The organism is Micromonospora sp. PLK6-60, assembly GCF_019890675.1.
In the GTDB taxonomy this organism is placed as follows: Bacteria; Actinomycetota; Actinomycetes; order Mycobacteriales; family Micromonosporaceae; genus Micromonospora.
The window spans coordinates 657,750-679,597 of sequence record NZ_JAIOAA010000001.1 but is presented as its reverse complement, the minus strand read 5'-3'; the positions used below and the strand labels follow the sequence as shown (position 1 = coordinate 679,597).

Annotated in this window: 21 protein-coding genes; 7 read left to right on the top strand and 14 right to left on the bottom strand. The window is 72.4% G+C overall.

What is annotated here, in order from left to right:
• Positions 1-35 precede the first annotated feature (35 nt).
• Positions 36-245, bottom strand: coding sequence for an MbtH family NRPS accessory protein (locus K7640_RS02820; protein WP_222953055.1), 210 nt, complete (start codon positions 243-245; stop codon positions 36-38).
• On the bottom strand, positions 235-3,261 hold the full coding sequence (locus K7640_RS02815) for an amino acid adenylation domain-containing protein (protein WP_222953054.1): 3,027 nt from the start codon (positions 3,259-3,261) through the stop codon (positions 235-237). Before K7640_RS02815 ends, K7640_RS02820 begins: the two co-directional genes overlap by 11 nt.
• Before the next feature lie 256 nt (positions 3,262-3,517).
• Here K7640_RS02815 and K7640_RS02810 point away from each other — a divergent pair, with 256 nt between their 5' ends.
• The 3 genes from K7640_RS02810 to K7640_RS02800 all read left to right on the top strand — a co-directional run bounded on the left by K7640_RS02810 (position 3,518) and on the right by K7640_RS02800 (position 5,903).
• Positions 3,518-4,336: an SDR family NAD(P)-dependent oxidoreductase gene (locus K7640_RS02810; protein ID WP_222953053.1), complete on the top strand. Its 819-nt coding sequence runs from the start codon at positions 3,518-3,520 to the stop codon at positions 4,334-4,336.
• Positions 4,329-5,453 carry an alanine--glyoxylate aminotransferase family protein gene (locus K7640_RS02805; RefSeq protein ID WP_222953052.1) on the top strand — a complete coding sequence of 375 codons (1,125 nt, stop codon included), beginning with the start codon at positions 4,329-4,331 and terminating at the stop codon, positions 5,451-5,453. Before K7640_RS02810 ends, K7640_RS02805 begins: the two co-directional genes overlap by 8 nt.
• 120 nt (positions 5,454-5,573) lie before the next feature.
• Positions 5,574-5,903, top strand: coding sequence for a hypothetical protein (locus K7640_RS02800; protein ID WP_222953051.1), 330 nt, complete (start codon positions 5,574-5,576; stop codon positions 5,901-5,903).
• A 123-nt stretch (positions 5,904-6,026) separates the two neighbouring features.
• Here K7640_RS02800 and K7640_RS02795 read toward each other — a convergent pair whose 3' ends face one another.
• The 4 genes from K7640_RS02795 to K7640_RS02780 form a co-directional block, all read right to left on the bottom strand.
• Positions 6,027-6,959, bottom strand: coding sequence for an NAD(P)/FAD-dependent oxidoreductase (locus K7640_RS02795; protein WP_222953050.1), 933 nt, complete (start codon positions 6,957-6,959; stop codon positions 6,027-6,029).
• Positions 6,960-7,059: 100 nt separating this feature from the next.
• Positions 7,060-8,442 (bottom strand): lipopolysaccharide biosynthesis protein RfbH, encoded by a 1,383-nt coding sequence (rfbH, locus tag K7640_RS02790; RefSeq protein ID WP_222953049.1) that lies wholly within the window; start codon positions 8,440-8,442, stop codon positions 7,060-7,062.
• The gene (locus tag K7640_RS02785; RefSeq protein ID WP_222953048.1) at positions 8,442-9,422 is read right to left on the bottom strand and encodes a Gfo/Idh/MocA family protein; all 981 of its coding nucleotides are present in this window, start codon (positions 9,420-9,422) and stop codon (positions 8,442-8,444) included. The genes rfbH and K7640_RS02785 overlap by 1 nt, the downstream gene beginning before the upstream one ends.
• A 14-nt stretch (positions 9,423-9,436) precedes the next feature.
• On the bottom strand, positions 9,437-10,864 hold the full coding sequence (locus K7640_RS02780; protein WP_222953047.1) for an NDP-hexose 2,3-dehydratase family protein: 1,428 nt from the start codon (positions 10,862-10,864) through the stop codon (positions 9,437-9,439).
• A gap of 231 nt (positions 10,865-11,095) precedes the next feature.
• Between K7640_RS02780 and K7640_RS29900 the strand changes: the two genes are divergently transcribed.
• The 3 genes from K7640_RS29900 (at position 11,096) to K7640_RS02770 (ending at position 12,366) form a co-directional block, all read left to right on the top strand.
• The gene (locus tag K7640_RS29900; protein WP_255607763.1) at positions 11,096-11,227 is read left to right on the top strand and encodes a hypothetical protein; all 132 of its coding nucleotides are present in this window, start codon (positions 11,096-11,098) and stop codon (positions 11,225-11,227) included.
• A gap of 91 nt (positions 11,228-11,318) precedes the next feature.
• Positions 11,319-11,894: a flavoprotein gene (locus tag K7640_RS02775; RefSeq protein WP_222953046.1), complete on the top strand. Its 576-nt coding sequence runs from the start codon at positions 11,319-11,321 to the stop codon at positions 11,892-11,894.
• Between the two features lie 76 nt (positions 11,895-11,970).
• On the top strand, positions 11,971-12,366 hold the full coding sequence (locus K7640_RS02770) for a cupin domain-containing protein (RefSeq protein ID WP_222953045.1): 396 nt from the start codon (positions 11,971-11,973) through the stop codon (positions 12,364-12,366).
• A gap of 170 nt (positions 12,367-12,536) precedes the next feature.
• Here K7640_RS02770 and K7640_RS02765 read toward each other — a convergent pair whose 3' ends face one another.
• Positions 12,537-13,553, bottom strand: coding sequence for an NAD-dependent epimerase/dehydratase family protein (locus K7640_RS02765; RefSeq protein WP_222953044.1), 1,017 nt, complete (start codon positions 13,551-13,553; stop codon positions 12,537-12,539).
• 65 nt (positions 13,554-13,618) lie between these two features.
• Here K7640_RS02765 and K7640_RS02760 point away from each other — a divergent pair, with 65 nt between their 5' ends.
• On the top strand, positions 13,619-14,119 hold the full coding sequence (locus K7640_RS02760; RefSeq protein WP_374198045.1) for an SCP2 sterol-binding domain-containing protein: 501 nt from the start codon (positions 13,619-13,621) through the stop codon (positions 14,117-14,119).
• A 40-nt stretch (positions 14,120-14,159) separates the two neighbouring features.
• Here the strand turns inward: K7640_RS02760 and K7640_RS02755 are convergent, their stop codons facing one another.
• The 7 genes from K7640_RS02755 to K7640_RS02725 form a co-directional block, all read right to left on the bottom strand.
• Positions 14,160-15,794, bottom strand: coding sequence for a GMC family oxidoreductase N-terminal domain-containing protein (locus tag K7640_RS02755; RefSeq protein WP_222953042.1), 1,635 nt, complete (start codon positions 15,792-15,794; stop codon positions 14,160-14,162).
• The gene (locus K7640_RS02750) at positions 15,791-16,321 is read right to left on the bottom strand and encodes a DUF5987 family protein (RefSeq protein ID WP_222953138.1); all 531 of its coding nucleotides are present in this window, start codon (positions 16,319-16,321) and stop codon (positions 15,791-15,793) included. Before K7640_RS02750 ends, K7640_RS02755 begins: the two co-directional genes overlap by 4 nt.
• Positions 16,322-16,365: 44 nt before the next feature.
• Entirely contained in the window at positions 16,366-17,388 is a 1,023-nt protein-coding gene (locus tag K7640_RS02745; protein WP_222953041.1) for an enediyne biosynthesis protein, read from the bottom strand.
• Complete coding sequence (locus K7640_RS02740; protein ID WP_374198044.1) at positions 17,385-19,433, bottom strand: FG-GAP repeat domain-containing protein; 2,049 nt, start codon at positions 19,431-19,433, stop codon at positions 17,385-17,387. The genes K7640_RS02745 and K7640_RS02740 overlap by 4 nt, the downstream gene beginning before the upstream one ends.
• A gap of 94 nt (positions 19,434-19,527) precedes the next feature.
• Positions 19,528-20,889 carry a cytochrome P450 gene (locus tag K7640_RS02735; protein ID WP_222953040.1) on the bottom strand — a complete coding sequence of 454 codons (1,362 nt, stop codon included), beginning with the start codon at positions 20,887-20,889 and terminating at the stop codon, positions 19,528-19,530.
• On the bottom strand, positions 20,889-21,401 hold the full coding sequence (locus K7640_RS02730) for a flavin reductase family protein (protein WP_222953039.1): 513 nt from the start codon (positions 21,399-21,401) through the stop codon (positions 20,889-20,891). The genes K7640_RS02735 and K7640_RS02730 overlap by 1 nt, the downstream gene beginning before the upstream one ends.
• Positions 21,398-21,847 (bottom strand): thioesterase family protein, encoded by a 450-nt coding sequence (locus K7640_RS02725; RefSeq protein WP_222953038.1) that lies wholly within the window; start codon positions 21,845-21,847, stop codon positions 21,398-21,400. The genes K7640_RS02730 and K7640_RS02725 overlap by 4 nt, the downstream gene beginning before the upstream one ends.
• Position 21,848 lies beyond the last annotated feature (1 nt).

Genomic DNA, 21,848 nt, shown 5'->3' with positions numbered 1-21,848 from the left:
GGGCCCCCGGGATCAACCCGGGGGCCCGTCGCTGGTCAGCCAGCGTTCGCCATACGCTCGCGCAGGCTGCGCGGACGCAGGTCGGTCCAGGTGCGCTCGATGTGGTCGAGGCAGGTCCGCCGGTCTCCGGTGACGCCCACGTCGTGCCAGCCACCGGGGCGGTCCAGCTCCACCGGCCAGATCGCGTACTGCTCCTCGTCGTTGACGACGACCCGGTACCGCCGTTCCCCGGCCTCAGCCGACATGTTCCGGCTCCCTCCACTCGACGACCTGGTCGTGGGCGGCGACCCTTGCCCGCTGCGCCGCGGGCTCGGGGAAGAAGCCGACGTCGACCAGGTACTGGAAACACTTGTGGGCCAACTCCTCCGACAGCGGCGCGGAGCCGATGCCGGTGCCGTCGAGGCCCGCCAGGGTGCCGGCGCACTCGACCTCCCGGTCGGCGGCGGTCAGGTCACCCGCCGCGAACGACTCGGTCCGCAGGCGCCGCTCCTCGTCGAGGAAGAGCGGCAGCAACGGCAGGACCGGGCTGTCCGGGTCGAGCTCGGCCAGGCGCTTGAGCACCGTCTCGAAGGGAACCGGGTCGAAGGTGTAGCCGAACGACCTGATCCAGGAGAAGATCGACTGCACCGGGACCGGCTCGGGGTCCCAGAGGTGGTACGTCCCACCGAGGCAGTGCTCCTGCGTCGAGAGGTGGGCGATGGCCTGCGAGACGCAGTCCACAGTGCTCACCGGCAACCGGTACTCGAGGTCGGGCCCGATACCGAAGTCGAGCAGGCCCTTGATCTCCACCAGGAGATAGTCGTTGAGTTGGGTCGCCCCGGTCCGGGTGTGGCTGAAGACCAGCCCCGGCCGGTAGATGGAGCACGGCACGCCGCGGTCCCGGGCCTGGCGGGCGAACGCCTCGGCGACCCACTTGCTGCGCGCGTACCCCTCGGGCACCGTTCGGGCGACCATCTCGACGTCCTCCCGGTAGGGGCGCTCGATGCCGCTGCCCACCAGGACGTCGATGGTGGAGACGTGGTGCACGGCCTTGAGGGTGCCGGTGGTGGCCAGGCGCAGCACCTCGGCGGTGCCGTCGACGTTTGTCCGCTTGATCGCGCTGTACGGGTACATGAAGTTGGCCACGGCCCCGCTGTGATAGATCACGTCGATGTCCCGGCCGAGGCGTTCGTAGGCGGACCCGCTCAGCCCGAACCGGGGTTCGGACAGGTCCCCGACGACCGGCCGGATGCGGCTGAGGTAGGCCTGGTCCCAGGTGCGGTAGCCGCTCATGGCGGCCCGGATCCGGGCGATCCCCTCGTCCTCGGAGCCCGCCCGGACCAGGCACCACAGGGTGGCGTCGGTCCGCTCGGCCAACTCCTTGACCAGGAACGCGCCGAGATAGCCGGTCGCCCCGGTGACGAACACGTGCCGCGGGCCGAACCAGGTCGACGGGGCCAGGCCGCCGGGGTGGATGTCCGCGTCCAGCTCACCGGCGGCGGCGAGTTCGTCAAGCGTCCAGGTCCCGGTCGCGTCCGGGTCCTCCAGCCGGCGGGCGGCCTCGACGAGCTGGGCCACGCCGAGCACACTCGGCACCCGGAACAGCTGGTGGGTCGGCACCGACACGTGGAAGCGACTCATCACGCCGAGCAGCAGCCGGGACAGGTGCAGGGAGGTGGCGCCGAGGTCGAAGAAGTTGTCGCTGCGGCCGACCGGCAGGCCGAGCACCTCGGCCGCCAGCTCCGCCACCTCGGCCTCCAGCGGGGTCGCCGGTTCGTCGCCGGCGGGGACCGCGGGCCCGGCCGGGTCGGGCAGCCGGGCCCGGTCGACCTTGCCCGCGACGTTGCGGGGCAGCGCGTCGAGGAGCAGCAGCCGGCTGGGCACCATGTGCGCGGGCAGTCGTTCCCGGAGCTGGTGAAGGATCTCGTCGGTGCCGGCCGCGGTGCTCCGCGCCCAGGCCACCAGGGTCGCCGTGCCACCGAGGTCGCGGACGTCCGCGACCGCCTCCACCACGTCGGGGTGGGCGGCCAGCGCCGCCTCCACCTCGCCGAGTTCGATCCGGAAGCCGCGGACTTTCACCTGGTGGTCGAACCGGCCGCGGAACTCCAGCTCGCCCGTGGGCAGCCGGCGGACCCGGTCCCCGGTGCGGTACATCCGCTCGCCGCGGGTGGAGAACGGGTCGGGCAGGAATCGTTCCGCGGTGAGGCCGGGCCGCCCGTGGTAGCCGCGCGCCACCGTCTCGCCGCCGATGAAGAGCTCGCCCTCGACGCCGTCCGGCACCGACCGGAGGTCCTCGTCGAGGACGTAGGTGCGGGCGCCGCGGATCGCGGTGCCGATGGAGACCGGGCCGTCGCTCGTGGGCGTGACCGTCGCCGAGGTCACCCACACCGTGGTCTCGGTCGGGCCGTAGTTGTTGACGAGCAGGCAGCCGGGGAGCAGCCGGTGGTGGCGTTCCACCAGGTCGGCCGGGCACGCCTCGCCGCCGACGATCGCGCACCGCAGCGTCGCCAGCGGCTCGGGCGCGTCGGCGAGCATCAGCGAGTACAGGGTCGGCGTGCAGTCCAGGTGGGTGACCTGGTGCCGGGCGGCCAGGGCGCGCAGCGCCAGCGGGTCGCGCAGGTCGTCGACGGAGGGGACGACGACCCGGCCGCCGGTGCTCAACGTCCAGTAGAGCCCGACCGCGCACGCGTCGAACGCGAACGAGATCAACAGCAGGAAGCAGTCCGGGTCCGGGCGGCCGAACTCCCGGTTGGCGAGCGTGGACCGGACGATCTGCCGGTGCGGCACCACGACGCCCTTCGGCTGCCCGGTCGAGCCGGACGTGTAGATGATGTAGGCCGCGTTGTCCGGCCCGACCCGCTCCGGCAGCGGAGCCGCCGGTGCGCCGTCCGCCGACCCGACGTCGAAGGTGACGGTCGTCCAGGGGCCGCTCGGCGCGGTCGCGGCCAGCCGCCGCGGCGCCACCAGGAGGCTGGCGCCGGAGTCCCGCATGAGGTAACCGACCCGCTCGGGCGGATTCGCCGGGTCGACGGGCACGTACGCCGCCCCGGCCTTGAGCACGGCGAGCAGCGCGACGACCGTGTCGGCGCCGCGCGCTGCCAGGACCGCCACCGGCGTCTCGGGGCCGGCGCCGGACCGGATGAGCCGGTGGGCGAGGCGGGTGGCCTGGTCGTCCAGTTGGCCGTAGGACAGTTCGGCGTCGTCGCCGGTCACCGCCACGGCGTCGGGCCGTTCCGCCGCCTGCCGCTCGATCAGCCGATGGAGGAGTGCGGTGTCATTCATTGTTGGTCTCAGCGCCTTCCGCGATTCATCGGGGTTGACGGAGCTTCCCTTTCGAAACCGTTGTGGTTCGTCGTCTGGTACGGTCCCATCCGCCCGAAAGGCGGGACTACTCAGATCGTGCTTCGTGCCCCGGTGCGGCGTCATTTTCCCGCCCTTTCCGCCCAGCGGCAATCTCGGAGATGCGGGGGCGCGGGAAGCGTCGAGACGATGTGGCGGAGACAGAAAGATCGCCGACACCGACAGAGGTAGCGCAGCGATGACTCATGTGAACGGTTCCGGACCTGTCGCCCTCGTCACCGGCGGCGCCCGCGGCATCGGTCGGGCGATGTGCGAGCGGCTCGCTCGCGACGGCTTCCGCGTCGTGGTCAACTACCGGTCCGACGCCACCGCCGCCCGGTCCCTGGTGGAGCGGCTCCGGTCGGCCGGCGCCCAGGCGGTCGAGATCCAGGCAGACGTCTGCGACTCCGAGCAGGCGGCTCACCTGATCGACGCGGCCGCGCAACACTTCGGCACGGGCGTGTCGGTCCTCGTCAACAACGTCGGCGAGTTCAGCCTCAGCCCGGTGTCCGCCACCTCCGCGCAGCGCTGGGACGAGGTCATCACCAGCAACCTCAGCTCCGCGTTCTACACCACCCGGGCCGCGCTGCCGGCCATGCGCGAGCAGCGGTACGGGCGGGTCGTGACGCTGGGCCTCTCCGCGTCCCTGGTCGTCCGCGGCGCGCCCAACATCGCGGCGTACTCGGTGGCCAAGACCGGCATCGCGGTGCTGACCAGGTCGCTCGCCGTGGAGGAGGCGCCGCACGGCATCACCGTGAACTGCGTCGCCCCCGGTCTGATCGACAACGGTCACCTGCACCCCGCGCAGCGGGAGTGGATGGCCAAGCGGGTCCCCGCCGGGCGACTCGGCACCGGGGAGGAGATCGCGGAGGCGGTCGCGTTCCTCGTTTCCGACCGGGCCGCCTACATCTCCGGCGCGACCCTCGCGGTCGCCGGCGCCTGGGACTGGGAGGACCGCCCCACCGACCACGACGAGGGCGTGTTCGAGGTCTACGAGGAGCAGACCGCGGATGTCTGACCTGGTCGAAGTCCACGGCAACCGGGACGGTACGGCGGTCGCCGGCCACGTGGAGCACCTCATGATCCCCGGACCGTGCCGGCTCGACCCGGACGACGCGGAACTCCTCGGCGCGCCGATCCAACCGCACTACGGCCCGTCGTGGTCCGCCTACCTGCGGCAGGTCCTGGACGACCTGGCCGCGCTGCTCGGGGCGGCCCGCACCTACGTCCTGCCCGGCTCCGGCTCGGCGGGCCTGGACGCCGCGCTGTTCAACCTCTTCGAACCCGGGCAGCGCGTGCTGGTGGTGGATTCCGGCTACTTCGGGGACCGGCTCAAGGCGATGGCGGGCGCACACGGTCTCCAGGTGCGGGTCGCGCCCTGCGTCCCGGGCCGTCCCGCCGACCCGCACCGGGTCGCCGAGCTGCTGCCCGGCTGCGACGGACTGCTTGTCACCCACGTGGAGACGGCCACCGGCGTACGCCATCCGGTGGCGGAACTGGCCGCGACCGCGCGGGCGGCCGGGGCGGTGACCCTGGTGGACGCCATCGCCTCCGCCGGCGGCGAGCACGTCGACATGACCCGGATGGGCATCGACGCCCTGGTCACCGCGTCCCAGAAGGGGCTCGGCGGGGCGGCGGGGCTCGCCGTGGTGGCGCTTACCGAAGCCGGCCGGCAACGGGTCGAGAGCCGTTCCCGGCGGCCACCCACCTGGTATCTCGACCTGGCCACCTGGGACGAGGCGGCGGTGGATTCGCCGGACTGGGAACCGACCCCGGTGACCATGCCGACCAGCCTGATCCAGGTCCTGGGCAGCAGCGTACGGCGCATCCGGGCGACCGGGATCCGGACCTGGACCGAGCGGCAGGGCCGGCTCGCCGCCGACTGCCGCCACGGGGTGCGCGAGCTCGGCCTGCGCGTGCCGGCGCCCGAGGAACACGCGGCGAACCTGGTGGTCGTGGTGGCGGACCCGCGCGCCGACGCCATCCGGGCGCGGCTGGCCGACGCCGGGATCATGGTGGCCGGCGGGCTGAGCCCGTTCGCGGACGGGGCGTTCCGCATCGGGCTCGTCGGACGGGCCGCCTCCGCGGGAATGGTCCGGACACTGTTGCGGGAAATCGCCCGAGCCCTGCGGTGAGCAGCGCACCGACGAAGTGGTCGGCCGTCGCGGCGGGCACCAGAATATGTATCTGCACCGGGAAAAATCGCGTCGAGCGCGCATGACAACGGAAGTCTCGAAGGAATGGAGCGCGGCAGAATGGTCACTGTCATTGAGACGTGGTTCCTCAAGGAGGAACTCACCGACAAGGTCGTCCCGATCATGCAGGAGCTCGACGACATCGTCGGCCCCAACGCTCACGCCGATCCGGGCTGGTCCGGCCACGCCGGGTTCTACCAGTACGACGCGGAGCCGACCCGGGTGATCATGATTTACCCGTGGCGTGACCGCGAGATGCACCAGCAGTTGTGCGACGTCGAGGACCCGATGCTCGTGGACTTCACCGCCAAGTACTGCCAGCGCCCGCGCCAGGTGCAGTACCTGACCGAGCTTCCGGTCGAGGTCGACGACGACCACGACCACCACTGAGGACGCGCCGCCGACGAAGGCCGGGCAGCGGGGAGTACGTCTCCCGCTGCCCGGCCTTCGCGGTCCGCGCGCCCGGCACGCCGCCGGCCCCGGCCCCGCTGGTGCGGGGGCCGGGGCCGGGGGTCACGCCGTCGGGACGGGGGTGTCGGTGGCGACCAGGTCCTTGTCGGCCGCGATCGCGGCGATCGTGCCGCCCGCCGTGGCCACGATGACGAACGGGGTGGGCCCGGGCATGGTCGGCCGGTGCGCCATGTCGCCGGCGGCGTACACGCCCGCGACGCTGGTCTGGTGGAAGTCGGTGACCTCCACGCAGCCGTCCGGCAGCAGCCGGCAGCCCAGCTGGTCGGGGATCGGCGAGCGCTGACCGAACTGCCCGATGGCGAACAGCGCGCGCCGGGGGAGGGGATCGCCCGACTCGAAGACGATCCGCTCCAGCTCGTCACCGCTCGACTCCAGCCGGACGACCTTCTCGGCGCGGACCGGCACCCCGTACGTCGCCAGCCGGGTGCGGGTCGCCTCGTCGAGGTCGTCGCCGCGGCCGTTGACGCAGAGCACCACGTCGTCGCTGAACCGGCGCAGGTGCAGCGACAGGTCCACCATGACCGGGTCGGAGCCCAGCACGGCGATCGTGGTGTCCTTGACCTCGTAGCCGTGGCAGTACGGGCAGTGGTAGACCCCGCGCCCCCACAGGTCCTCGATCCCCTCGATCGGCGGCAGGTCGTCGGCCAGGCCGGTGGCGAGCACCAGCCGTCGCGCCTGGACGGAGTCGCCGTCGGCCAACGCCAGCTCGAACCCGCCCGCCTCCAGCTGCCGGGCCTGGTCGACCGCCACGTTCCGGATCTGCACGGTGGGGTAGCGGGCGAGCTCCTCGCGGGCGAGAGCGCGCAGCTCGGCCGGGGGCGTCCCGTCCCGGGTGAGGAAGTTGTGCATCTCGGCGGCGGGTGCGTTGCGGTACTCGCCGGAGTCGATCAGAAGCGTTGTGCGGAGTGCCCGGCCGAGGGTGAGTGCAGCGGACAGACCGGCCGGTCCACCTCCGATGACGATCACGTCGAACACGGGAACCTCCTTGAGGGGTTTGGCCCTGACGTGCGGGCAACGTCATCTGGTCGTCAGGGCCCTCATGCCAGGATCACGGTCGTGCGGGGGACGTACCTCTTCAGGATTGCGGAGCGGGGACCGGGGTGGCGGCCCGCGCGGGCGTCGTCGCGCGGCGTCGCCCGACGAAGTCCTTGATGGACTGTGCCATGAAATCGATCATTTCCACTGTGATGCCCGGGTAAACCCCGATCCAGAACGTACGGTCGGTGATGATGTCGCTGTTGGTGAGCGGGCCGGCGACCCGGTGCTCGCGGTCCCGGTAGGCCGGGTGCCGGGTGAGGTTGCCGCCGAAGAGCCGCCGGGTGCCGATCCGCCGGGACTCCAGGAAATCCACCAGCTCCTGGCGGGTGTACGGGGCGTCGGAGTCGACGGTGATGGCGAAGCCGAACCAGCTCGGGTCGCTGCCGGCGGTGGGCTCCGGGAGCAGCAGCCCCGGCACGTCCGCCAGGGCCGCCCGCAGCCGCCGCCAGTTGCGCCGCCGCGCCGCGCCGAACTCCGGCAGCTTGCGCAGCTGGGACAGCCCGAGCGACGCCTGCAGGTCGGTGGACTTCAGGTTGTATCCGACGTGCGAGAAGATGTACTTGTGGTCGTAGCCCTCGGGCAGGTCACCGAGCTGGTACGAGAACCGCTTCAAGCAGGTGTTGTCCTCGCCCGGCTCGCACCAGCAGTCCCGCCCCCAGTCCCGCATGGACTCGACGACGCGGGCCAGCGCCAGGTTCGCCGTCAGCACGCAGCCACCCTCGCCCATGGTGATGTGGTGCGCGGGATAGAAGCTGACCGTGGAGACGTCGCCGAACGTCCCGGTGAGCCGGCCCCGGTGCAGTGAGCCGACGGCGTCGCAGTTGTCCTCGACGACGAAGAGGCCACGGGCCTCGGCGAGCTGGGCGACCTCCTCGGCGGGGTACGGGTTGCCGAGCGCGTGCGCGATCATGATCGCCCGGGTACGCGGCCCGATCGCGGCCTCGATCCGCTCGGCGGTCGTGTTGTACGTGCCGAGCTCCACGTCGACGAAGACCGGGACGAGCCCGTTCTGGATGATCGGGTTCACCGTGGTGGGAAAGCCCGCGGCGACCGTGATCACCTCGTCGCCGGGACGCAGCCGCACGTCGTCCAGCTGGGGCGAGGTGAACGCCGAGAGCGCGAGCAGGTTCGCCGACGACCCGGAGTTGGTGAGGTGGGCCTTGCGCAGCCCCAGCGTGCGGGCGAACGCCGACTCGAACTTGCGCGCGGCGACCCCCGCGGCGATCCGCAGGTCGATGGCCGACTCGGCGAGCGCCGCCCGGTCGTCCTCGTCGAGCACGGCGCCGGACGACAGGATCGGTGTCACGCCGGGGACGAACTCGTCGGTGGCGTTCTCCCGGTGCAGTTGGCGCACCTCCGCCAGGATCTGCGCCTTGCGCGTGCTGTTCACGTCGACCTCCTGGAGTCGTCTGGCGGGCATCAGGCGGTGAACCGTTCGGCGGCCGCCCGCACCTGGTCCACCAGCCGGGCCTGGCGCACGATGGCCTCGCCCTGCGGGCCGAAGTCCGCCTGCCGCAGGATCGACCGGGAGAAGGCCGCGAGGGTGTTGCGGAACTGGTGGTCCGCCGGCAGCGTCAGCTCCTCCACCCGGTCCTGGCTGTCGAGCCGGACCACCGGCTGCCACGTCGGCGGCGGGGTGAACGCCCGGTCCAGCGTCAGGCGTCCCCGGTCGCCCCACACCGCGTAGCCGGACCGGTACCCGTGCTCGAAGCCGAAGGACAGCTCGGCGGTGACCCCCGAGGGCGTGCGCAGCAGGGCGTGGCCGGCCACGTCGACGCCCCGGGCCGGGTCCAGCCGCCGGGCCGCGCCGACCACCTCCAGCTCCGGCCCGAGCAGCAGCTGGGCGGCCCGGATCGGGTACACCCCCACGTCCAGCAGCGCGCCACCGCCCAGGTCCGGGCGGTACCGCACGTCCGCCGGGTCGAGCGGGGGGATGCCGAAGCGCGCGCTGAACACCCGGGGCGTGCCGATCCGGCCGTCCGCGACCAGCCGGCGGACCGTCGCGTGCTGCGAGTGGTGGAGGAAGGTGAAGTTCTCGGTCAGCCACAGGCCGGCCCTGCCCGCCTGGTCCACCAGATCCTGGGCGGTGGCGGCGTCGACCGTCAGCGGCTTCTCCGACAGCACGTGCTTGCCGGCGGCGAGCGCGCGGCCCACCCACTCGGCGTGCAGGCCGGTGGGCAGCGGGACGTACACCGCGTCGACGTCGGGGCGCTCCAGCAGGCTGTCGTACCCGTCGGCGGCGGCGCAGCCGAACCGCTGGGCGACCTCGCGTGCCCTGGCCGGATCCCGGCTCGCCACGGCCGTGAGCGCGACGCCCTCGGCCACGCCCAGCGCCGGGAGGGTCCGGCGCAGCGCGATGCTCGCGCATCCCAGGACCCCGACGCGCACCACGGACCGCATCGCCGTCGTCCCCCTCACCAGAGACTGTGCAGGCAGGCGACGAGGCTGCGCGCCTGGACGTTCACGTAGTGGCCGTGCCGCAGCAACTCGCCCAACTGACCGATGGTGAGCCAGCGGTAGCCGTCCGGGGCCCGCAGCGGGAAGTCCTCCTCGACCTCGATGACCAGGTACCGGTTCTGCGCGTCCAGGAACCGGCCGCCCTCCTCGGAGAGGAGGGCGTCGAACCGGATGCGGGCCGGGTCCGCGGCCAGCACGTAGTCGAGGTAGCGCGGCTGCCGGTCGGCGGGCAGGTCGGTGTGGTTCTCCGGTGTGCACTGCACGGTGGGCCCCAGCTCCACCTTGTCGATGAAGCCCGGTTCGACCCGGGCGTGCACGAGCACGTGCAGGACCCCCTCGATCCGCTTGGTGAGGAAGGCGATGACCCCGCGCGCGCTCGGCACGAGCAGCGGCTGCCGCCAGGACGGCACCTCGCGGTTGCTGGCCTCGACGTGCACCGCGATCACCCGGAAGTGCCGGCCCGCCTCGTGCGCGATCTCGCGGTCCGACCGGCGCCAGCCGGTGACCTCCCGCGCCGGGATGAGCCGGGTGTTGACCTCGCGCCGGGTCTTCTCCTCGGTGAGCCAGCTGAGGATCTCGCCGAGGTCGTGCCGGGCGGCGGCGCCGCGGTCGAGTGACCGGGCCAGCGCCTGCCGGAACCCCTGGGGGGCGTGCCGGGAGCCGCTGTCCCGCTGCGGGGGAGCGAACGGCATGCAGGACAGCACCGTACGGGCGTCCATGTTGACCAGGTTGTCGACGTGCAGCAGGTCCAGCACCTGGCGCAGGGAGAGCCAGCAGAAGTCGTCGTGCGGCGCGACCTCGCCGGTCACCTCGACGACCATGTTCCGGTTCTGCTTGCGATAGAACCACGAGCCCTGCTCGGACTGCAGGACGTCGACGAGCACCCGGCCCCGGTCGGCGCCGACGAAGTGTTCCAGGTAGCGGATGCCGCCGCCGCGGTGCACCCGGCTGGAGTTGCTGCGGGTCGCCTGGACCGTCGGCGACAGCTGCAACGTGTTGACGTTGCCCGGCTCCATCTTGGCCTGCATCAGGCAGTACGGCACGCCGTCGAAGTACTTGACGAGGATGCCGCAGAGCCCGATCTCCGGCTGGTTGATGATCGGCTGGGACCAGCGGGGCACGGGCCCGTAGTCGCTGCGGACCGCCAACCCCTCGATCGTGAAGAACTTCCCGCTGCGGTGGCCGAGGTTCCCGGTCTCCGGGTCGAAGCCCCAGTGCTCGAGGTCGGCGAAGCAGATCGGCGTGACGTGGAAGCGGTTCGATCGCGTCCGGTCGGACCACCAGGGCCCGAACCGTCCGACCGAGCGGTCCTCGGCCGCAGTCGCTGATTCGGTGAAGATGCGGCCGGCGCCGGCCCGCTCGCGGAGCGCCGTGCTGTGCGACATGTCGGAAGACCTTTCTCGGCGGCCCGGAAACGGTGGTCCCGCCAGCCCGATGCGCACCATGCTCATCGCACGCGTGCGGCCTCAGAATGAATCCGGCGTCGCCGGAATGCCACTCCGGAATTGCGCTGTGAGCGCCGCAATTCCGAAGTGGCGGGAAGCCCGGAGTGGTTTCATTCTGGAACCACCTTGGCCGGGGAAACAGCAAACAACAGCGAACATTGGAGGAGCGTCATGGAGAACATCAACACCGTTCTGACCGCGACCGACGACGAGCTGCTGACCGCCGCCGAGGTGACCTCGGCCGACTTCAGCGACGCCACCGTCGCCCCGTCGATCGTGCTCGGGGAGCCCTGCGACGTCTGAGACGTCGTCTCAGCAGTAGCGTGATGATGATGGTGCCGCGGTGTCCCCGCGGCACCATCGTCGTCTCGTGTGAGGCCGGAAGGACGAACCGATGACGACCCGCCCGCCCCTGGGCTCCGTGCTGATCGGAGTCTGCGGCTCCAGCGCCGCCGTCTCGACCGGTCGCCTGGTCGAGGAGGCCCTGCGCTACGCCGACGACGTCACCGTGGTGGCCACCCGTACGGCGGCCGCCCGCTTCCTCCCCGAGCTGTCGGTGCCCGTCTACACCGACGAGGACTGGCTCGACGACCCGCTGCACGTGACCCTGCTGGAGCGGGCCGACACCTTCGTGGTGGCGCCGGCCACCGCGACCACCCTGGCCAAGGCCGCCGTCGGCATCGCCGACACGTTGGTGACGGCCCTCATCTCGGTGCACGGCCCGGGCGTCTACTTCCAGCCCTGCATGAACGCGCGCATGTGGGCCAACCCGGCGATCCGGCGGGCGGTCGCCACGCTGCGCGCGGACGGGTACCACGTGCTGGAGCCCGGCCCGATGACCTCCCGCTCCAGCCCGGTGCGGGGCTCGGGGGTGGGGGAGATTCCCGGCGCCGTGATGGACCTGGTCGCCGAGCACGCGTCGCTGGCCGGCGGACGATCCGCCCGCCCGGGTGCGCAGCCTGGAAGATGAGCCCGGCCCGGCACGCGCCTAACGTTTCCCCTATCTGATCCGGAGCGGCCAGACCCTGACGAAGGAGCTGATGGACATGCCGAAGGTTTCTCGGGAGAGCGCCACCAAGTCCGAGGAGGTCGGCCCCGTCAAGGATCGATTCGAGATCATCGACGGCTACTCGGTGAACTTCACGGCGTTCGAGGAGGACATCGACGCGACCCCGCTGCTCAAGGGCCTGCCGGGGGACCGCTGCCAGTGCCCGCACTGGGGCTACGTCTTCAAGGGCACCATGACCGTCCGGGTCGGCGACACCGACGAGGTCTACCACGCCGGTGAGGCGTTCTACACCCCGCCCGGGCACACCCCGTTGAAGCACGAGGCCGGCACCGAGGTCATCATGTTCAGCCCCGAGGCGGAGCTGAGCCGGACCGGCGCCGCGGTGCGCCGCAACGCGCAGGAGCAGTCCCTGCACGTCCGCACCTCGGAGTAGGACAGCAGCCGTACCACCATGGCCCGCCGTGACGTCGTCTCCGGCGGGCCACGGCCGTGCCGGCGGGTGCTGACGGGCGGCGGCGCGACGGACCCGGCGACCGCCGCCGTCCGAGCGCGGCTACGCCGCCTGGTCCGCTGCGCGGCTAAGCAGCCTGGCCCGCTGCGCGGCTACGCCGCCCGGCCCGCCTGCGCGGCGCTGACGTGGCCGGCCTCGTGCAGCCACCGGACGGTGTCGGCCAGCGTCTCGACGAGCGGCCGGGCCGCGGTGCCCCGCAGGTCGTCGGTGGCGGCGGTGTCGAGTGGCCGGGCCACCCGGCAGGCGTAGATGGCCCCGTACTCGACCGGCACGTGCACCGGCAGGACCCGCTGGGCCAGCCCGGCGAGCCGACCGACCGGCAGCAGCGCGACCGCCGGCAGGTGCACCGCCGGCAGCCGGCGCCCGGTGACGCGGCGCAGGCCGGCCAGCAGCTCCCGGGTCGGCACGAACCGGCCCGGCCCGGCGACGCGGGCCGGGACCGGCCCACCGTCCAGCAGGCTCGCGTGCAGGCCGGCGAGGTCGCGGACGTCGCCGATCGGGAAGCCGCCGTCGGGCCAGATCGGCATCAGCCCGCGCAGCACGTCGCGGATCCGGGCGCTCTGGTCGCCCAGCTTCGGGTCGCGCGGGCCCAGCAGCGCGGGGGGATGCACGATGGTGACCGGGGCCCCCTCGTCCTGGTGCCGGCGGGCCACCCGCTCGGCCGCCGCCTTGGCGGCCAGGTACGGCTCGCGGGGCCGGCGCACCGGCGAGTCGGCGGTCACCGGTCCGGGCGCCGGGACCAGCGTCCCGAACGTCGAGACGTGCACGATGCGCGGCACGCCGGCCGCGCGGGCGGCGTCCAGCACCACCTCGGTGCCGCGGCGGGTGACCGCGCGTATCTCGGCGCGGCGACGCGGATCGAAGCTGTAGACCGCGGCGGCGTGCAGCACCGCCGAGCAGTCCCGGACCGCGGCCGCGACCGTCGCCGGGTCGGTGACGTCCCCCGTCGTCACCCGCAGCTCGGCCAGGTCGACGCCGTGCGGTCGCAGCGCCCGGGCCGCGCGCCGCCGGTCCCGCACGAGCAGGTGTACGGCGCCGCCCCGGCGGTGCAGCTCGGCCACGGTGTGCGAGCCCACGAACCCGGCGCCGCCGGTGATCAGAATGGTCACTGCTGCCTCCCTGGTGCCTTCGACGGCGGGCATTCTCGGAGTTGGCCGGCCCGCGCGGCGCCGAAATGATGGATTTGCGGACTGTCGGTCCGGCTCATTCATTCGTTCTTCACGGGAGCGGCGAAATGGTTGTCAAGGTCATGCCGTCCGAGGATCGCGCCGCATTCGCGCGATGGGTGCAGCAGGCGTCGGACGACGAACTGAAGGAACTCCTGGCGCAGTCCCGAGCCGACGTGCTCACCGCGCTGGTCGAGGGAATGCCCGACGTGTTCCGCGCCGACCGGGCGGGCACGTTGGACGTCGTGGTGCACTGGCGGGTCACGGGACGGCCCGACGGCGACGCGGACGTGTTCGAACTGCGCATCGCCGAGGGCAGGTGCGTCGTGGTGCCGCCCGAGACGCCGGCGCCCCAGCTGGTCCTGACGCTCGACCCGGTCAACTTCGTCAAGATGACCACCGGCAACGCCAACGCCCGGATGTTGTTCCTGCGGGGCCGGCTGCGCGCCCGCGGCGACCTCGGCCTGGTCAACCGGTTCCCCTCGCTGTTCGACGTGCCCAAGCCGTGAACCCCCCGGTGGCCCGCCACTGGGGCGGGCCACCGGGGGCTCAGGCATGGGCGGGCTGGCGGAACCCGCTGCTGCTCTTGCGGTGCTCCGGCGGTTCGGCGACGTAGCGGACCGGCACGCCGCGCGCGCGGGCCGCCTCGACGATCCCGGGTACCGCCCGCTCGGCCAGCGCGGCGATGGTGAGGGCCGGGTTGACGGTCAGCGCGCCCGGCACCGCGGAGCCGTCGGTGACGAAGATGCCGGGGTGCCCGCGCAGCTCGTGCCGGTCGTCCAGGGCCGAGGTGTCGGGGTCGTCGCCGATCCGGCAGGACGCCAGCGGGTGCACGGTGTACGCGCCGATCACGTCGTCGGTCCACGGCATCACGGTGGACAGGCCGTCACGTTCGAGGATGTCGCGCACGTCGGCGTCGGCCCGCGCCCACCCGGCCCGGGTGTTCTCGGTGGGGCGGTAGCGCAGTGCCCCCCGGCTGAGCATCTGCTGCGCGATCCGGTCGGCGTGGCCGGTCTCCGGCGGCGGGCCGAAGACGCCCTCGTTGTCGTCCTCGGACATGATGAAGATCGTCAGCCAGGACTGCCAGCGGCGCAGCATCTCCTTCTTGTCCACGCCGAACCAGCTCGGCCCGTCCGCGTTCGCCACCTGGGCCAGGATCGTGCCGAAGCCGGGCGGGAAGTAGAGCTGCTCCAGGGAGTGCCGGCTGAACTCCGGCAGGGCGCCGTCCAGCCGGTCCCAGCTGGCGCAGACCGGGCCCTTGCCGATCTGGTACGCCTCGTACGCCCGCCCGTCCGGACGGCTCAGCCCGAGCAGGTCGCGCGCCTTGGCCTCGTCGATGACCGCGGTGTTCAGCCGCTCGCCGTTGCCGGAGAAGTACCGGCCGACGGCGGCCGGCAGCTCGCCCAGGTCCTCCTCGGACCGCTGGAGGATGACCGGGGTGGCGACCGCGCCGGCGGCCACCACCACCAACCGGCAGTCGATCGTGCCGCCCCCGGTGACCACCCGGTAGTCCACCTCGTCCACCGTGTTGTAGTGCACGCGGTAGCCGTCGTCGGTCCGGGTGATCCGCTGCACCTCGTGCAACGGGCGGATCCGCGCGCCGTGGGCCACCGCGGCCGGTAGGTAGTTCAGCAGCAGCGAGCGTTTGGCGTCGAACCGGCAGCCGGACATCATCCAGTTGCAGTTGGTGCACTGCTCGCCGTCGATGGCGGCCGGCACCGGGTTGGCGGTCCGCCCGGCGTGCGCGCAGGCCGCGGCGAACAGCCCGCCCGAGTAGGTGACGTCGTTCCACCCCTGCGGGGTGACCGGCAGCGACTCGGACACCATGTCGTAGAACGGGTCCAGCGCGGTCCGGTCGATGGAGCGGGGCCACATCCGGCGGCCGATGCTGCCCTGCCGCTCGAACGTGTGCCGTGGCGCGCGGGGGGTGGCCGCGAAATAGACCACGCTGCCGCCGCCGACGCAGTTGCCGCCGAGGACGTTCATGCCGTCGCCCAGGGTGAACTCGAACGCCCGGGTGGCCGCGCTGCCGAACGCGAAGTCGTGCTCGAAGTCCGCGCCGGTCAGCCAGGGGCCCCGTTCGAGCACCGTCACCCGCGCGCCGCCGGCCGCCAGCCGGTACGCCGGGATGGCGCCGCCGAAGCCGCTGCCGATGACCACGACGTCGGTGCTGTCCGCGTTCATGCCGGGTCCCCCTTGGCCGTGGTGAGCGGGTGCACCGACGCCAGTTCCCGGCGGTAGGAGAACTCGGGGAACCGCCACAGGCCGTCCGGCCCGGGTGGGGCGAACCCCATCGCGGTCAGCCCCGGATGACCGGCGGCGAGGGCCTCCACGGTGTGCCGGTCGGCCCCGGTGTCCCAGGCCATGAAGCTGAACATGGCCAGCGGCACCCAGAGCTCCTGCTCCGGGTGCCCGGGCGCCATCAGCTCGGCGGCGAGGCGGGTGCGGTCGGCGAAGCCCAGCGCGACGAAGGGCGGGACGTCGCCGTCGAGCGCGACGCCCCGCTTGTCGGCCCACGCCTGCGCGTGGTCGTTGAGCCCGACCACCAGGGTCGGCAGCAGGGCGGCGAAGCCGCCCTCCTCGGACGTCAGCAGGGCGAGCGCACCCGAGGTCACCGCGCCACCGCCCTCGGCCACGCCGGCGATCGCGCGGTCCTCCGGGAATCGGCGCTCACCCGGGATGACCGTGTCGGCGAACGCCTCGATGGTCATCGTCTCCCACTCGTCCAGTTCGACGGTCCTCGGCTGCACGGCGGTCACCGCCCGGCCGGGGCGAGCGCCGGCACGCCGGCCGCGACCGCCGCCGGCCGCCGCTGCGCGAGCAGGTGCCGGACCCACCAGTAGGCGCCCCGGGCGACGCAGACGATGGTCACCGCGAAGAACAGCGTGTAGACGACGTTGAACACCATCAGCACGCCGTACACCGTGGCCACCGAGGCGCCGAACATGAACATCGCCCGGCCCTTCGACGGGGTGGTGCCCGGGTCGGTGATCATGTAGTTGGTGAACAGCACGAACGCCACCCCGGTCATGGGCACCAGCGCGCCCCACAGCGACACGTCCCAGATCCAGTGCCGGACCAGCGCCTGGATCACGAAGCCACCGACCCAGCCCATGATGAGCAGCACCTTCTTGGTGAGCATCGCGTTGAGCACCGTGCCGGCGGTCAGGATGACGAACGGGACCAGCACCCGGATCATGTCCGGGACGTTCTCGGTGAAGTGGTACGGCGGGGCGATGTTCACCCAGGAGAACGCCAGCAGGGTCACCGTGATGCCGAAGTTCGACGGGTTGAGGAAGTGCCGCATCCGGCCGTTGATCGGCGCGCGGAAGACGGCCTTCTGCCCGATGGCCACCACCACGGCGAACGCGATCGGCCAGAAGTGGACGTTGGCGTACAGCAGCATGTTGCAGGCGAGCGCGGTGATGTGGGTGGGCAGCAGGAAGGTGTACATGCCCCAGGCGCCGTGGCCGGCGAAGGCCGGCCGGCGGCCCTGCGACCAGGCGGTGACCAGCTCGATGGTGATCTCCGCGGCGTAGCCGACGGCCAGCGCGAGCAGCGGCCACGACCAGGGCTGCTCGAAGCCGAGCACGGTGTACCCGAGGATGTTGAACACGCTCATCGAGATGGCGAAGTTGCGCAGCGCCTTGTACCGGGGGTCGGTCCGGTCGACCCGAGGCGGGAGCGGTCGGGCCGGCGGCACCGCCGGGGACTGCGGGGCCACCCGCTCGGCGGCCCGCTGGTCCCGGATCGTCTTTTCCTGGATCACGTCGGTCATCGTGCCGGTACCTCCGTTGCCTGCCCGGTGAGCATCAGGTCGTGCCACCCCGGGGTCACGTCGAGCGTCTGGACATGCCGGCCGCCGTCGAGGTCGCGCCAGCTGATCTCGGCCTTGACCGGCTGGTCGCCGTGGGAGCCGAGCCCGAAGAACACGTCGAAGCTGCGCCGGCCGCTGTGGCCGCCGCCGCCGTCGAGCTGGGCCAGTTGGGTACGCCCGTCCGCCGTGGTCAGCCGCACCTGGGCGCCGTACGCCGGGGTGGTGGCGGCGCCGGTGGCGTCGCCGCGCGCGGGCCGGTGCAGCCGCAGGCCGACGAAGGCGCCCTGGCCCGGGTTGTCGTTGCGGTAGTAGGCGGGGGAGTCCCACTGGCGGGCCACCGCGAAGTCCTGGCCGCCGTCGCCGTTGGTGTCACCGACCGCCACGCCGCGGGTGGGCACCGGGACGGCCAGGCCGAGTTCGCTGCTGACGTTGACGTACTTGCCGTCGCGGTCGCGGGCCCAGAACGCCAGCGCCTCGTGGCCGGAGATGTCGTCGCCGGGTTCGGCGTGCGGCCACATGCCGGGGTTCTGCAGCATCAGGTCGTTGCTCATCGCCAGCTCCTGGAGCCAGGGCCAGCGGTTGATGTCGCCCTTGACGAAGCCGGCGGCCTGCACGACCGCGGGGTGGCCGCTGTTGTCGAAGTCGGCCATCTTGGTGTCCCAGCCCCAGCCGGTGAACGCCATGTGGTAGTCGGCGGCCTTCTGATCGAACGGGGCCACCCCGGCGCGCAGCTTCGCCGCGGCGTCCCCCGCCGAGGTCGAGGTGTTCTTCCACAGGAAGTTGCTCTCCTCGATGCCCCAGGAGGTGGTGATGTTGCTGACGAACATGTCGAAGCGTCCGGTGCCGGTCAGGTCGCCGAAGTCGACCGACATGCCCTTGAAGGAGTCCTGGCCCAGCACCATCGACTTGGGCGTCGCCACGCCCCGGCGGCCGGTGGTGCCGGCGAACTTGATCCGCCCGTTGGTGGACACGTTGTGCAGCAGGTGGTCGTGGCCGAAGTCGTTGGCCAGGTACAGCTCGGGCAGCAGGTCACCGTCGAGGTCGGCCGAGGCGGAGCCCAGCGTCCACCCGGTGGCCAGCTTCGGGTCGATCGCCGCCGGCTGTTCCTGGTAGCTCGCCGTGGGCTGGTCACCGCCGGTGGCGGCGGTCCAGCGCAGGATGTGCGCGCCGCCGCCGTTCTCGGCCCGGGACATCGAGTGGTTCATCTCGACGTTGGCCGGCGAGTCGGGGTCGAGCACGCCGCTGTCCGGGAAGTAGTTGAAGACGCCGATGTCCGGGCCGCCGTCGCCGTCGAAGTCGGCCACCGCCACGGCGTTGGTGTTCCACAACGGACCGTGGTAGGTGCCGTCCGGTGACGGCGCCTGGGGGACCAGTTCGGTCGGCCGGTAGCTGGCGGTGCTCAGCCCGCCCGGAGTGCTCTGCTTGTTGAGGAACAGGATCGGGGTCCGTCCCCAGTAGTAGGTGAGCAGGTCCATCCGGCCGTCCTGGTTGAAGTCGCCCGGGTTGCAGCCCATCGGCGCGACGCCGGGGCCGGTGGGTAGCGGCGCCGGGTCGAGCACGAACGGCTGGTAACGGTCGCCGGTGCCGGGGACCGGGGTGACGACGACCGAGTCGCTGCGGGTGTCGACCAGGCACAGGTCCTGCGCGACGCCCGCGCCGGTGAGGTCGTTGACCGCGATGGCCGCGCCGACCGAGGAGACCCACGAGCGGATGTGCTCGTAGTCTGAGTTCACCGGCCGCACGGTGCGGTGGGTGAGGCCGGGTGGCAGCGCGATGGGCAGCTCGGTGAACTGGTAGCGGGAGGCGATCGCCGCGCGATCCTCGGCCGAGGCCGAGGGGGCGCGCGCCACCACGTACAGCGCGCCGACCAGCACGAGAACGAAGATGGAGGGCAGTAGCCGGCGTACGAGTCCGGCGGGTCGCGTTGGCAAGGTTCCCCCTTCACGTGGACGCGCATGACCGTCACGGCGCGATTTCGGAGAGCTGACCGGCCCGGGAGCGGACACCGGCGGCGGTCTCTCTCATCGTCGGCCGCCGGTGCCCGGTTTGCTTCTCGTGCCATGCGCTCTCGGTCGCGGATCCGCCGACCCGGCGGGCGTTTCAGGCGCGGTGCACGGTCACCGGCAGGCCGCCGCGGATGCGCAGGGAGAGCATCGGCTCGGCGACGACCGGCCGGCCGGGCACGCCGGTCAGGCGGAGGTCACGGCAGAGCATGGCCAGCACGAGCACGGCCTCCAGCATGCCCAGGTTGTTGCCGACGCAGAACCGGGGGCCGGCGCCGAACGGGATGTAGGCGTAGCGCGGCCGGTCGGTGCTCGCGCCGGGGGCGAACCGGTCCGGCTCGAACTGGTCCGGCCGGTCCCAGAACCGCCGGTCGCGGTGCAGCGTGTACGGCGAGATCAGCACGTCCGCCCCGGCCGGCACCCGGTAGCCGCCGACCACGTCGGAGTGCACCGCCAGCCGGGGCAGCAGCCACACCGGCGGGTACAGGCGCATGGCCTCCTGGATCACCGCGTTGGTGTAGGTGAGCCGGGACAGGTCCGCATAGCCGGGCAGCCGGTCGCCGAGCGTCTCGACCGCCTCGGCGTGCACCCGTTCCCACACCGCCGGGTGCCGGTCGAGCAGGTGCAGGGTCCAGCTCAACGTGCTGGCCGTCGTCTCGTGCCCGGCCAGCAGCAGGGTGACCAGCTCGTCGCGCAGCCGGGCCTGCCCGACCCGCGGATCGGCCTCGCGGCCGGTCGACTCCACCAGCCGCGACAGCAGGTCGTCGGTGCCGTCGGCCCGGCCGCGTGACTCGGCCACCAGCCGGTCCACCACCCGCCCCAGCCGCCGCCGGGCCCGCCGGAACCGCACCTGGTGCGGCAGCGGAATCCACATCGGCACCATGCTGAGTGTGGCCAGCTCGAACATCGCCTGGTCCTGCACGGCGCTGAAGTCGCTGCCGATGCCGGCGAACGCGTGCAGGTCGGCGTCGAGCAGCGTACGCCCGAGCACGCCCAGCGTCAGCGAGGTGAGCTCGTCGACCAGGTTCACCGGCCCGGCGCCGACCCGGCCGTGCAGCCGGTCCACCAGCCGGGCGCCCTCGGCCGCGATCGCGTCGGCCTGCTGGGCGACCCGCCGGCTTTGGAACGCCGGTTGGATGATCTTGCGCTGTTCCCGCCACAGCTCGCCCTCGCTGGTCAGCAGGCCGTCGCCGAGCGCACGGCGGGCGTGCACGAGACCGATCCCCTTGCGGTAGTTCGCCGCGTTGTCGGCCAGCACGTGCTTGGCGTGGCCGGGGTGGTTGAAGAAGTAGAGCGTCTTGTGTCCCACCGGCAGGCGGGACGCGTCACCGTAGCGCCGCGCCGCGCCGGTCATCATGGCCAGCCGGTCCCGGTTCATCAGCATCAGCATGCTGACGGCGGCGGCGCGGGAGGGGCCCGGTGGGGTGCGGGCGGTGGACCTCGTGGTGGTGATGGCCATCATGCCCTCCCGAAGCAGCCGCGCAGGAAGATCAGCACGTCGTCGTCGGCGGTGCCGGAGATGGCCAGCAGCCGGCCGACGAAGATGGTGTGGTCGCCCCCGTCGTAGGTCTTCCACAGCGCGCACTCCAGCTGTGCCGCCGCGCCGGCGATCAGCGGAGCGCCGGAGTGCTCGCCGGTCTCGGTGTCGACGAGGGCGAACTGCTCGGCGCCGAGGGGCCGCCGGCCGGCGAAGTGCCGGGCCACCCGCTCCTGGCCGGCGCTCAGCACCGAGACGCCGAACGCGCCGGCCCGCAGCAGCGCGTCGTGCATGACGGCGTCACGCGCGACGCAGACCAGCACGAGGGGCGGGTCCAGCGACACCGCGGTGAAGCTGTTCGCCGTCATGCCCCGCGGCTGCTCCCCGCCGACGGTGAGGACGGTGACGCCGGTGCAGAAGGCGCCGAACGTCCGCCGCAGCAGGGTGGTGTCCTGCACGTCGGTCACCGCGAGGTCGGCCCGCACGCTGGTCATGACCGCGCCCGCACCGGCACGAGGGTGTACGGCTCGAGCGCCCGCACGAGCGGGTCCGGTACCCGCGCCGGCACGGTCCGGGTGTTCGGGCCGCGCATGCACGCCACCCGCTGCATCCCCCGCGCCACCAGCGTCTCACCGCCGCCGGCGTCCAGCCGTACGTAGTCGAAGCCGAACTGGAGCTGGGTCTGGCCCAGCTCGAGCAGCCGCATCCGGATGGAGACCTCGTCGAAGGCGGTGATCTCGGCGTAGAACTCGCAGTCCACCTTGAGCGTGAAGAGCTTGAGGTCGTCGCGCATGTCGACCAGCACCTCGGGGGCCCGCTCCTTGAGGAACAACTCCCGGGCCCGGCCCTGCCAGCGCAGGTAGTTGACGTAGTAGACGTTGCCGACGAGGTTGGTCTCCTCGAAGCCCACGACGTGTCGGTACTCGAAGTAGTCGTTCATG

Coding starts and splice junctions, on each gene's coding strand:
- K7640_RS02780 (WP_222953047.1), bottom strand. CDS start 10,864: ATGTCGCACAGCACGGCGCTCCGCGAGCGGGCCGGCGCCGGCCGCATC.
- K7640_RS02745 (WP_222953041.1), bottom strand. CDS start 17,388: ATGACCGACGTGATCCAGGAAAAGACGATCCGGGACCAGCGGGCCGCC.
- K7640_RS02815 (WP_222953054.1), bottom strand. CDS start 3,261: ATGAATGACACCGCACTCCTCCATCGGCTGATCGAGCGGCAGGCGGCG.
- K7640_RS02760 (WP_374198045.1), top strand. CDS start 13,619: ATGATGGATTTGCGGACTGTCGGTCCGGCTCATTCATTCGTTCTTCAC.
- K7640_RS29900 (WP_255607763.1), top strand. CDS start 11,096: ATGGAGAACATCAACACCGTTCTGACCGCGACCGACGACGAGCTGCTG.
- K7640_RS02725 (WP_222953038.1), bottom strand. CDS start 21,847: ATGAACGACTACTTCGAGTACCGACACGTCGTGGGCTTCGAGGAGACC.
- K7640_RS02820 (WP_222953055.1), bottom strand. CDS start 245: ATGTCGGCTGAGGCCGGGGAACGGCGGTACCGGGTCGTCGTCAACGAC.
- rfbH (WP_222953049.1), bottom strand. CDS start 8,442: ATGCCCGCCAGACGACTCCAGGAGGTCGACGTGAACAGCACGCGCAAG.
- K7640_RS02800 (WP_222953051.1), top strand. CDS start 5,574: ATGGTCACTGTCATTGAGACGTGGTTCCTCAAGGAGGAACTCACCGAC.
- K7640_RS02785 (WP_222953048.1), bottom strand. CDS start 9,422: ATGCGGTCCGTGGTGCGCGTCGGGGTCCTGGGATGCGCGAGCATCGCG.
- K7640_RS02735 (WP_222953040.1), bottom strand. CDS start 20,889: ATGGCCATCACCACCACGAGGTCCACCGCCCGCACCCCACCGGGCCCC.
- K7640_RS02810 (WP_222953053.1), top strand. CDS start 3,518: ATGACTCATGTGAACGGTTCCGGACCTGTCGCCCTCGTCACCGGCGGC.
- K7640_RS02730 (WP_222953039.1), bottom strand. CDS start 21,401: ATGACCAGCGTGCGGGCCGACCTCGCGGTGACCGACGTGCAGGACACC.
- K7640_RS02755 (WP_222953042.1), bottom strand. CDS start 15,794: ATGAACGCGGACAGCACCGACGTCGTGGTCATCGGCAGCGGCTTCGGC.
- K7640_RS02770 (WP_222953045.1), top strand. CDS start 11,971: ATGCCGAAGGTTTCTCGGGAGAGCGCCACCAAGTCCGAGGAGGTCGGC.
- K7640_RS02750 (WP_222953138.1), bottom strand. CDS start 16,321: ATGACCATCGAGGCGTTCGCCGACACGGTCATCCCGGGTGAGCGCCGA.
- K7640_RS02775 (WP_222953046.1), top strand. CDS start 11,319: ATGACGACCCGCCCGCCCCTGGGCTCCGTGCTGATCGGAGTCTGCGGC.
- K7640_RS02805 (WP_222953052.1), top strand. CDS start 4,329: ATGTCTGACCTGGTCGAAGTCCACGGCAACCGGGACGGTACGGCGGTC.